Raw genomic sequence first — 9,144 nt, forward strand, 5'->3', positions numbered from 1 at the left:
CCACCGCCGCCGCCGGGCCATGCCCCTACACCGCCAGCCTCGGGGCATGTGCCTCCGCTCCATCGCCACCGCCCGGCGATGCCCCTCCGCCGCCAACCGCCGGGCATGTGCCTCCGCTCCACCGCCACCGCCCGGCCATTGCCCTCCACCACCAACCCCCGGGCATGCGCCTCCGCCCCACCGCCACCACCGGCCATTGCCCTCCGCCGCCAGCCTCCGGGCATGCCTCCGCCACCAACAACGGCCATGCCCCTCCGCTCCACCGCCAACACCGGCCACGTGTCGTGATCGGACGGTCACTAGTCGGGCAGCAGGGGCACCGTCGGGCCGTCGTCGCGGCCGAGGAGCATCGCCCGGGTCACCGCCTTGGACCCGTAGCGGTCGCGGACTTGGTCGAGTGCGGCGTCGAGCGCGTCGGGCTGGTGTTCGCCGAAGGGCAGCTCCAGTTGCAGCGGCGTGTCGTTGTCCAGGTTGGACAGTGCGAGGCCGATCAGGGTGATCCCCCGCTCGCGGATCATCGGCATCGCCGCGGCCAGCAGGCCCCGCGCGGTGGCCAGCACGTCCTCGGTGTGCGCCGTCGGGTGCGGCACCGTCTGCGACCGCGTCGCGCGGGTGTAGTCGGCGAACCGCATCCGCAGCACCACCGTCCGGCACACCCGGTGCGCGGCCCGCAACCGCCGCGCCAGCCGGTCCGTCAGCGCGGCCAGGATCTCGTCCAGCTCGTCCGGCGACCGCGCCCGCCGCCCCAGCGCCCGCTGCGCCCCGATCGACCGCCGCCGCCGTCCGACGACCACCGGGCGCGGGTCCCGGTTGTGCGCCAGCGCGAACAGGTGCCGCCCGCCGGCCCGCCCGAGCAGCGCCACCAGTTCCGCCTCACCCCGCTCGGCGACCTGACCCACCGTCCGGATGCCGCGCGCGTGCAGCTTCTCCGCCGTCACCTTCCCCACGCCCCACAACCGCTCGACCGGCAGCGGGTGCAGGAACTCCAGCTCACGGTCGTGCGGCACGACCAGCAGCCCGTCCGGCTTCGCCACCCCGCTGGCGACCTTCGCGAGGAACTTCGTGCGCGCCACCCCGACCGTGATCGGCAGCCCGACCCGCTCCGCCACGGCCCGGCGCAGATCGGCCGCGATCCGGCTGGGCGAGCCGGAAATCCTGGCCAGCCCGCCGACGTCGAGGAACGCCTCGTCGATCGAGAGCCCTTCCACCAGCGGCGTGGTGTCCTCGAACACCGCGAACACCGCCTTGCTCGCCGCGCTGTAGGCCGCCATCCGGGGCGGCACCACGACCGCCGCCGGGCACAGCCGCAGCGCCTGCGCGCACCCCATCGCCGTGCGCACCCCGCGCGCCTTCGCCTCGTAACTCGCCGCCAGCACCACCCCGCCACCGACGATCACCGGCCGCCCGCGCAACGACGGGTCGTCACGCTGCTCGACCGACGCGTAGAACGCGTCCAGGTCGGCGTGCAGGATCGGGCCCTCGTTCGTCACGAACACATGTTCGCACCCGCCACCGACATTTTCCGGTCTCCGGTGGGAGGCTGTCCGCATGACCGAGAACGATCCGAAGGACGATCTGCACCGGTACCTCCAGCAGGCGCGCGAGGTGATGCTCTGGAAGCTCGACGGCCTCTCCGAGTACGACCTGCGCCGCCCGATGACGCCGACAGGCACCAACCTGCTCGGCCTGGTCAAGCACCTGATCGGTTGCGAGCTCGGGTACTTCGGGGCCACCTTCGGACGCCCGTTCGGCCGCGAGCTGCCCTGGCTCGCCGACGACGAACCCAACACCGACATGTGGGCGCGCGCGGACGAGTCCACCGCCGAGATCGTCGCGCTCTACCGCCAGGCCTGGGCGCACGCCGACGCCACGATCCGCGCGCTCGCGCTGGACGCCGTCGGGCACATCCCCGGTCGCGAGCCGGTCACGCTGCACCGGGTCCTCGTGCACATGATCGCCGAGACCTCCCGCCACGCCGGGCACGCGGACATCATCCGCGAGCTCGTCGACGGCGCCGCCGGGATGCGCCGCGACACCGGCAACCTGCCGGACGCCGACGCGCAGTGGTGGGCGGACTACCGGGAGCGCCTGGAACGGGTCGCGCGCGAATCCTTGCCTTGACGTCAGCGGCAACCTTTACGCTCGATCACATGCGAATCGGGGAGCTGGCGCAGCGGGCCGGGACGACCACGCGCGCGCTGCGGTTCTACGAGTCACAGGGGCTGCTGTCCGCGCGGCGCGCGGCCAACGGCTACCGCGAGTACGGCGAGGACGACTTCCGGCTCGTCCGCGAGATCCAGACGCTCCAGGCGGTCGGGTTCAGCCTCGACGACACCCGCCCGTTCGTGGAGTGCCTGCGGGCAGGCCACGAGACCGGGGACTCGTGCGCCGACTCGATCGAGGTGTACGAGCGCAAGCTCGCCGAGGTCGAGGCCTGCCTGGACCGGCTGCAGGCCGTGCGCGACGACCTGCGCGCCAAGCTCACCGAAGCGCTCGACCGAGAGCCCGGCCCGTGCCGGGTCACCACGTCCTTCGAGGAGTCCCGATGACCACCACCACCGGCGCCGTGCTCGCCGTGACCGACGAGACCTTCGAGGCGGAGGTGCTGCGCCACGACGGGCCCGTGCTGGTCGACTTCTGGGCGCAGTGGTGCCCGCCGTGCCACATGATCGCGCCGGTGCTCGCCGAGATCGCCGCCGAGCGCGCGGGCGAGCTGACCATCCGCAAGATCAACTCCGACGAGAACCCGCGCACCGCGCGCGACCTGCAAGTGATGTCGCTGCCCACGCTCGTGCTGTTCCGTGACGGCGAGCGGGTGGCGCAGTGGGTGGGCGCCCGGCCGAAGGCCCGGTTGCTCGCCGAACTCGACGCGGCACTGAACGCATAACCCGCGCACCTCAGGGTAGCCGCTACCCCGGAGGTGCGACGGTATGGCGGCACGGGAGCGTCCGGCCCGGGCGCGTTCGGCCTGGGCGGGCGCCGCGATCGGCGTCGGGATCGCGGCGTTCGTCGACGGGACGGTGTTCCACCAGTTGCTGCACTGGCACCACTTCTACGACAAGTCCACTTCGGACGCCGGGCTGGTGTCCGACGGGCTGTTCCACGCGTTCGGCTGGTTCGCCACCGTGCTCGGCCTGGTGCTGGTGGCCGACCTGCGGCGGCGCGCGGCGCTGTCCGGCCGCGCGCTGCTGGGCGGGATCCTCACCGGGGCAGGCGCGTTCCAGCTCTACGACGGGACGATCCAGCACAAGCTGCTGACCCTGCACCAGATCCGCTACCACGTCGACCTCGTGCCCTACGACTGGGCGTGGAACGTGATCGCGGTGCTGTTGCTGGCGGCGGGCGTGGTGCTGCTGGCGCGGGAGCGCGCGCGTGCCTGACCACGCCACCGGCACCTGGCCGATCGCACTGGCGGTGGCCATCGCGCTGGTGGGTTACCTGTGCGCGGCGCGCAGTCCGTGGCCGCGGTGGCGCACCATCTCGTTCACGGCGGGCGCGCTCGCGGTCGTCGTGACGCTGCCGTTCCCGGCGCACACGTTCACCGCCCACATGGCGCAGCACCTCGTGGTCGGCATGGCCGGCCCGCTGCTGCTGGTGCTGGGCAGGCCGGTCACGCTCGCGTCGCGGGCCTGGCGTGGCCGCCGCGCGCTGGTGCGGGTGCTGCGCTCGTGGCCGGTCGCGGTGCTGGTGTTCCCGCCGGTCGCGGCGGTGCTCGACGTCGGCGGGCTGTGGCTGCTGTACCGGACACCGCTGATCGCGCAGGCGCACCAGCCGTGGGTGCAGGCGCACGTGTTCGCCGCGGGACTGCTGTTCACCGCCGCGATCTGCCAGGTGGAGCCGGTGCGCCACCGCCACGGCCTGGTGTTGCGCGGCGCGACGCTCGTGCTGGCCGGCGCGGCGCACGGCATCCTCGCCAAGACCCTGTACGCGGACGGCTTCCACGCCGGGGCGCAGGTCCTGTACTACGGCGGGGACGCCGTCGAAATCGCGCTCGCGCTGGTGATCTGCCTGCAGTGGTACCGGCGTCAGTCCCGCAGGCGCGCGCGGGCGACCAGCGTCGACACCCCGGTGACGGCGGCCCTCCCGGCGCCGCGCACGCTCGAGGCGAGCACGGTCGCCCAGTCGAAGTAGTCCCGCCACAGCACGATCCGGCCGTCGCGCACCTCGAACGTGCCGCACACCCAGAACCGCGTGTCCCACGACCCCACGCGCAGCACGTCGGTCCGCTCGGTCAGCACGATCGGGCCGTCGGCGGCGATGTGGTGCACGCGCGCCTCGAAGCCGATGCGGTAGCGGCTGAGCAGGCGCAGCTGCTTCTCCACGACCGCGACGCCACGCGCCGGGGGCAGCGGGACGTTCTGGTACACCATCTCCGGGGCGGCGAAGGTCAGCGCCCCTTCGACGTCGTCGCGTTCGAGGGCCGTCAGGAACGAGGTGACCGTGCTCTTCGGGTCCGCCATGGCCCCAGGCTAACGGTCAGAACGGACGATCACCGGCGATCGCGACGCGCTCCGCGATCCGCGCGTGCGGGTGGTAGTCGTTGACCGCGTAGTGCTGCGTCGCGCGGTTGTCCCAGAACGCGACCGTGTCCGGGCGCCACGAGAACCGCACCTGGTACTCCGGCACGTGCGCCTGCGCGAACAGCAGCCGCAGCAGGCGGTCGCTCTCCGCGCGGTCCATGCCGACGATGTGCGTGGTGAAGGCCTGGTTGACGAACAGCGTCTTCCGGCCGGTCTCCGGGTGCACGCGCACGACCGGGTGCTCGACCGGCGGGAAGCGGTTCTGCCATCGGGCCAGCAGGTCGTGGTCGGCGAAGCGGGCGAAGCCGGGCACGAAGTCGTGCACCGCGCGCAGGCCGTCGATCCGGTCGCGGACATCGGCGGGCAGGTTGTCGTAGGCCGCGGCCATGTCGGCCCACAGGGTGTCCCCGCCCAGCGGCGGCACCTCGACCAGTCGCAGGACCGAGCCGAGCGCCGGCTCCGGGCGCCAGGTCGTGTCGGCGTGCCAGATGTTCTCGAAACCCGGCATCCCCGCGCCGCGTGCGAACCGGGTGACCTCGTCGCAGTCCCCGGCAGGCAGGAACGGGTTGGTCTCCAGCGGGCCCCAGTTGCGCGCGAACGCCCGCTGCTGCTCCGGGGTGATGCGCTGGTCGCGGAAGAACAGCACCTTCCACTCCAGCAGCGCGCGGTTCAGCTCGTCGCGCAGCCGCGGGGTGAGGGGCCTGCTGAGGTCCACGCCGGTGATCTCGGCGCCGATCACGCGTCCCAGCGGGCGCGAGGTGAACATCTCGTACTCGCGCGACTGTGCATCTTCGTGAAGCCGCGAGAAGTGCCGCGGCCCCTCCAGAATGCCGTCCGGCGGAACCTCGGCGGAGCGCAGGGCTCGGACGCGTTCGGGCAGCTCGACGGACATTTTCACGGACCTCCCGCAGCGGTCGTGGACGGGTTCCGATGATCACCGCGAAGGGCCGCGGGCGGCAAGGTGCGTCCAGTATGTGGTCTCCTCGTGCGGGAAAGTTCTGACCCTGGAACGCTGCCAGGCCGTAGGGTTTGCGTCGTGAGCCTGCCCATCCTCATGACCGTCGACGACGACCCGGCCGTGTCCCGGTCGGTCGCCCGTGACCTCCGCCGTCGTTACGGCCAGGACTACCGCGTCGTGCGCGCCGCCTCCGGGGCGGACGCGCTCGAAGCCCTGCGCGAGATCAAGCTGCGCGGCGACGCCGTCGCGGCCATCCTCGCCGACTACCGCATGCCGCAGATGGACGGCATCACCTTCCTGGAGCAGGCGATGGACCTGTTCCCGTACGCCCGGCGCGCCCTGCTGACCGCGTACGCCGACACCGACGCGGCGATCCAGGCGATCAACGTCGTCGACGTCGACCACTACCTCCTCAAGCCGTGGGACCCGCCGGAGGAGAAGCTGTACCCGGTGGTCGACGCGCTGGTGGACGCGTGGCGCGCGGCCGGGGACCGGCCGGTCGAGGAGACGAAGGTGATCGGGCACCGCTGGTCCTCGCCGTCGTACAAGGTGCGGGACTTCCTGGCCCGCAACTCCGTGCCCTACCGGTGGTACTCCGTCGAGGAGCCGGAGGCCTGCCGCCTGCTCGAAGCCGCCGGCTGCGTCTCGGCGGACATCCCGGTGCTGATCACCCCCGACGGGACGGTGCTGCGCAAGCCGGACGGCGAGCAGATCGCCGACGCCGTCGGGCTGTCGACCCGACCGGCTTCGGAGTTCTACGACCTGGTCGTGATCGGCGGCGGTCCCGCCGGGCTCGGCGCGGCCGTCTACGGCGCCTCCGAAGGGCTGCGCACGGTCCTGGTCGAGCGCCGGGCCACCGGCGGACAGGCCGGGCAGAGCTCCCGGATCGAGAACTACCTCGGCTTCCCGGACGGGGTGTCCGGGGCGCAGCTGACCGACCGGGCCCGCCGCCAGGCCCAGAAGTTCGGCGCGGAGGTGCTGACCGCGCGCGACGTGACCGGCCTGGAGGCCCGCGGCTCGGCGCGGGTGGTGCGGTTCGGCGACGGCAGCGAGATCGCGGCGCACGCCGTCGTCCTCGCCACCGGCGTGTCCTACCGGGCGCTGGAGGCCGAGGGCGTGGCCGAGCTGACCGGCCGCGGCGTGTTCTACGGCTCGGCCGCCACCGAGGCGCCCGAGTGCGAGGGCGAGCACGTCTACATCGTCGGTGGAGCCAACTCCGCCGGGCAGGCCGCGGTGTTCTTCTCCCGCTACGCCAAGGAAGTCTCGATCCTGGTGCGCGGGCCGTCGCTGCAGGCGTCCATGTCGCACTACCTCATCGAGCAGATCGAGGCGATCGGCAACATCCACGTCCGCACCCGCACCACGGTGGTGCGCGCGCACGGCACCGACCACCTCGAAGAGCTGACCCTGTGCGACGAGGAGCAGGGGATCACCGAGACGGTGCAGACCGGGCGCCTGTTCGTGTTCATCGGCGCGGCGCCGCGCACCGAGTGGCTGGGTGACGACGTGCTGCGCGACGAGCACGGTTTCGTGTGCACGGGCGCCGACCTGATGGTCGACGGCAAACGACCGCCGGGGTGGACCCCCGATCGGGACCCGCACCACCTGGAGTCGTCCATCCCGGGTGTGTTCGTGGCCGGGGACGTCCGCTCGCAGTCGGTCAAGCGCGTCGCCTCGGCCGTCGGCGAGGGCGCGATGGCCGTCTCGCTCGTGCACCGCTACCTGGAGGCACGATGAGCGAGCCGCAGCTGACCCGCGAGTTCCTGCGGGAGTTGTTCCTGTTCACCGATCTGTCGGACGCCCAGCTCGACTGGATCCTCGACCACGCCAAGCTCGAGCAGTACGCCGCGGACACCGCGATCCTCAACGAGGGCGATCCGGCGACGTGCTTCTACGTGCTGCTGTCCGGCGCGCTGCGGATGACGCGGCTGGTGGGCGGCAGCGAGGTGGAGACCGTCCGCTCCGACCAGCGCGGCGCCTACTGCGGGGCGACGCAGTTCTTCTACGGGCAACAGCAGCAGCGCTACGGCGCCTCGGTGTACGCGGTCACCGACCTGATGTTCCTGACGTTGCCCGCCAAGGAGTTCGCCGACCAGTTCCGCAGCTGGTTCCCGATGGCCACGCACCTGCTGGAGGGTTCGTACCTGGGCTGGCGCAACACCGACGCGCTGATCGGGCAGCGGCGGCGGCTGCTCGCGCTCGGCGAGATGTCGGCGGGGCTGACCCACGAGCTGAACAACCCGGCGGCCGCCGCGGTGCGCGCCACCGCGGCGCTGCGCGAGCGGGTCGCCGGGATGCGGCACAAGCTGGCGATACTGGCGAAGCGGGACATCGAGCCCGATCTGCTGGAGCTGTTGCTCGACGTGCAGGAGCGGCTGGTCAAGCAGGTGGCCGACGCGCCGCCGCTGACGGCGATGCAGCAGGCCGACCGCGAGGACGAGATCGGCGACTGGCTCAAGGAGCGCGACATCGAGCAGGGCTGGGACCTGGCCCCGATCTTCGTCGCGGCCGGCCTGTCCGCCGAGAGCCTCGACCACGTCCTGGAGTCCGTCGGCGACGGCCTGCTGGACGGCGCCCTGCGGTGGCTGGCGTACGCGCTGGAGACCGAGATGCTGATGGGGGAGATCGAGGACTCGACGACCCGGATCTCGGCGCTGGTCGGGGCGGCGAAGCAGTACTCGCAGATGGACCGGGCGCCGCACCAGTGGATCGACGTGCACGACGGCCTGGATTCGACGCTGGTGATGCTGGCGGGCAAGATCGGCACCGGGGTCAAGGTCGTCAAGGAGTACGACCGGTCGCTGCCGACGGTGCCCGCGTACGCGGGCGAGCTGAACCAGGTGTGGACGAACATCATCGACAACGCGGTCAGCGCCATGGAGGGCACGGGCACGCTGACGCTGCGCACCAGCCGCGACGGTGACCGGGTGGTGGTCGAGATCGGCGACACCGGCCCCGGCATCTCGGCGGAGACCAAGCAGCGGATCTTCGAGCCGTTCTTCACGACGAAGCCGGTGGGGGAGGGCACGGGCCTCGGGCTGGACATCTCGTGGCGCATCGTGGTGGACCGCCACCGAGGAGACCTGCGAGTCGAGTCCGAACCCGGCGACACCCGTTTCCGCGTCTACCTCCCGACGACGGAACAAGCCTCCGAGTGACGGGGGTGCCGCTCCGCCCTCAGCGGCGGAGCGGCACCGCCGTCCGGGGGACAGGTCGGCGCATCGGCCACCACGTCTGAACGAGAGGGTGCCGCGCGGGCGGCACCACTGACGCGCCTGCCCGACTTCGATCGCGCAAGCGAACCGGGGCGGTCAGCGCATGTGCCCCGTCGTGCTCCGGGCTCCGGGCTCGATCGGCGCCGTGTGTCAGGTGCCGCATTCCACCGGCTGCCGCGGCTAGGGTGCGTCTGACAAAGATCGCGGTTGGTGGCTGGGATGCTGCTGGTCGTGTCGCGGTTTCCGATGCTCTCGGATGAGCAGTGGGCGTTGATCGAGGACTTGTTGCCGACGCGGACGGGGAGGCCGGGGCGTCCGTTTTCGGATGCGCGGGCGATGGTGGAGGGGATCATCTACCACACAGGGGGCTGGATCGAACTACACGAAACCCGGGATCGAGCCGCTTGACCACGCCATCGGCCGCTCCCGCGGCGGCTGGACCACCAAGATC

Annotated in this window: 11 protein-coding genes; 8 read left to right on the forward strand and 3 right to left on the reverse strand. The window is 72.1% G+C overall.

Annotated features, from left to right (window positions below):
- Window positions 1-299: 299 nt before the first annotated feature.
- Window positions 300-1,490, reverse strand: coding sequence for a DNA polymerase IV (gene dinB / locus ABZ193_RS42305; RefSeq protein WP_157358867.1), 1,191 nt, complete (start codon window positions 1,488-1,490; stop codon window positions 300-302).
- A gap of 58 nt (window positions 1,491-1,548) precedes the next feature.
- On the opposite strand from dinB, the gene ABZ193_RS42310 reads away from it, so the two are divergent.
- The 5 genes from ABZ193_RS42310 to ABZ193_RS42330 are packed head-to-tail and all read left to right on the forward strand — an operon-like array spanning window position 1,549 to window position 4,131.
- Window positions 1,549-2,121 carry a DinB family protein gene (locus tag ABZ193_RS42310; RefSeq protein ID WP_354714418.1) on the forward strand — a complete coding sequence of 191 codons (573 nt, stop codon included), beginning with the start codon at window positions 1,549-1,551 and terminating at the stop codon, window positions 2,119-2,121.
- A gap of 29 nt (window positions 2,122-2,150) precedes the next feature.
- Window positions 2,151-2,549, forward strand: coding sequence for a MerR family transcriptional regulator (locus tag ABZ193_RS42315; protein ID WP_020423349.1), 399 nt, complete (start codon window positions 2,151-2,153; stop codon window positions 2,547-2,549).
- The gene (gene trxA, locus ABZ193_RS42320; protein WP_020423348.1) at window positions 2,546-2,887 is read left to right on the forward strand and encodes a thioredoxin; all 342 of its coding nucleotides are present in this window, start codon (window positions 2,546-2,548) and stop codon (window positions 2,885-2,887) included. The genes ABZ193_RS42315 and trxA overlap by 4 nt, the downstream gene beginning before the upstream one ends.
- Window positions 2,888-2,930: 43 nt before the next feature.
- The gene (locus ABZ193_RS42325; protein ID WP_354714420.1) at window positions 2,931-3,380 is read left to right on the forward strand and encodes a DUF2243 domain-containing protein; all 450 of its coding nucleotides are present in this window, start codon (window positions 2,931-2,933) and stop codon (window positions 3,378-3,380) included.
- Window positions 3,373-4,131 (forward strand): cytochrome c oxidase assembly protein, encoded by a 759-nt coding sequence (locus tag ABZ193_RS42330; protein ID WP_354714422.1) that lies wholly within the window; start codon window positions 3,373-3,375, stop codon window positions 4,129-4,131. The genes ABZ193_RS42325 and ABZ193_RS42330 overlap by 8 nt, the downstream gene beginning before the upstream one ends.
- On the opposite strand, the gene ABZ193_RS42335 is transcribed toward ABZ193_RS42330, so the two are convergent.
- Both ABZ193_RS42335 and ABZ193_RS42340 read right to left on the reverse strand, forming a co-directional pair.
- Window positions 4,026-4,460 (reverse strand): limonene-1,2-epoxide hydrolase family protein, encoded by a 435-nt coding sequence (locus ABZ193_RS42335; RefSeq protein WP_354714423.1) that lies wholly within the window; start codon window positions 4,458-4,460, stop codon window positions 4,026-4,028. The two genes, ABZ193_RS42330 and ABZ193_RS42335, sit on opposite strands and share 106 nt — an antisense overlap.
- A gap of 16 nt (window positions 4,461-4,476) precedes the next feature.
- Window positions 4,477-5,412, reverse strand: a complete 936-nt coding sequence (locus tag ABZ193_RS42340; protein WP_354714425.1) for a TauD/TfdA family dioxygenase — start codon at window positions 5,410-5,412, stop codon at window positions 4,477-4,479.
- Between the two features lie 144 nt (window positions 5,413-5,556).
- Between ABZ193_RS42340 and ABZ193_RS42345 the strand changes: the two genes are divergently transcribed.
- The 3 genes from ABZ193_RS42345 (at window position 5,557) to ABZ193_RS42355 (ending at window position 9,101) form a co-directional block, all read left to right on the forward strand.
- On the forward strand, window positions 5,557-7,215 hold the full coding sequence (locus tag ABZ193_RS42345) for an FAD-dependent oxidoreductase (protein WP_354714427.1): 1,659 nt from the start codon (window positions 5,557-5,559) through the stop codon (window positions 7,213-7,215).
- Window positions 7,212-8,636, forward strand: coding sequence for an ATP-binding protein (locus ABZ193_RS42350; RefSeq protein WP_354714429.1), 1,425 nt, complete (start codon window positions 7,212-7,214; stop codon window positions 8,634-8,636). Before ABZ193_RS42345 ends, ABZ193_RS42350 begins: the two co-directional genes overlap by 4 nt.
- A 276-nt stretch (window positions 8,637-8,912) precedes the next feature.
- Window positions 8,913-9,101, forward strand: a complete 189-nt coding sequence (locus ABZ193_RS42355) for a transposase (RefSeq protein WP_354714431.1) — start codon at window positions 8,913-8,915, stop codon at window positions 9,099-9,101.
- The last annotated feature ends 43 nt before the right edge of the window (window positions 9,102-9,144 follow it).

This window comes from Amycolatopsis sp. NPDC006125 (genome assembly GCF_040614195.1).
GTDB classification, from domain to species: domain Bacteria; phylum Actinomycetota; class Actinomycetes; order Mycobacteriales; family Pseudonocardiaceae; genus Amycolatopsis_E; species Amycolatopsis_E tucumanensis.

What these genes read in the sequence shown, in the direction of transcription:
- ABZ193_RS42310 (WP_354714418.1), top strand. Translation starts at nt 1,549, where the DNA reads ATGACCGAGAACGATCCGAAGGACGATCTGCACCGGTACCTCCAGCAG.
- ABZ193_RS42315 (WP_020423349.1), top strand. Translation starts at nt 2,151, where the DNA reads ATGCGAATCGGGGAGCTGGCGCAGCGGGCCGGGACGACCACGCGCGCG.
- trxA (WP_020423348.1), top strand. Translation starts at nt 2,546, where the DNA reads ATGACCACCACCACCGGCGCCGTGCTCGCCGTGACCGACGAGACCTTC.
- ABZ193_RS42325 (WP_354714420.1), top strand. Translation starts at nt 2,931, where the DNA reads ATGGCGGCACGGGAGCGTCCGGCCCGGGCGCGTTCGGCCTGGGCGGGC.
- ABZ193_RS42335 (WP_354714423.1), bottom strand. Translation starts at nt 4,460, where the DNA reads ATGGCGGACCCGAAGAGCACGGTCACCTCGTTCCTGACGGCCCTCGAA.
- ABZ193_RS42340 (WP_354714425.1), bottom strand. Translation starts at nt 5,412, where the DNA reads ATGTCCGTCGAGCTGCCCGAACGCGTCCGAGCCCTGCGCTCCGCCGAG.
- ABZ193_RS42350 (WP_354714429.1), top strand. Translation starts at nt 7,212, where the DNA reads ATGAGCGAGCCGCAGCTGACCCGCGAGTTCCTGCGGGAGTTGTTCCTG.
- ABZ193_RS42355 (WP_354714431.1), top strand. Translation starts at nt 8,913, where the DNA reads ATGCTGCTGGTCGTGTCGCGGTTTCCGATGCTCTCGGATGAGCAGTGG.